This window comes from Variovorax sp. Varisp36 (assembly GCF_047304235.1).
Classification (GTDB): domain Bacteria; phylum Pseudomonadota; class Gammaproteobacteria; order Burkholderiales; family Burkholderiaceae_C; genus Variovorax.
Genome location: NZ_JBGLYU010000135.1, coordinates 1 through 239 on the forward strand (window position 1 = coordinate 1; position 239 = coordinate 239).

1 protein-coding gene is annotated in these 239 nt (G+C 63.6%); it reads left to right on the plus strand.

Annotated elements, in window-relative coordinates:
• Positions 1-239: M20/M25/M40 family metallo-hydrolase (locus tag ACCD11_RS28475; RefSeq protein ID WP_413316489.1), on the plus strand; the 239-nt coding region annotated here is incomplete at both ends.

Genomic DNA, 239 nt, shown 5'->3' on the forward strand with positions numbered 1-239 from the left:
CAGCTGCACGGCACGGTGCGGCTGATTTTTCAGCCGGCCGAAGAGACGCCAGAGAGCGGCGCGCAAGCCATGATTGCTGCCGGCGCAGCGGACGGCATTGATGTGGCGATCACGCTGCACAATAAGCCAGAGCTGGCCGCAGGAGAAATCGCCCTGACGCGCGGTGCCAGCACCGCTTCCAGCGATGAATTCGACGTAGTGATTCATGGCAAATCCACCCACGCCGCCCGGCCGCACAT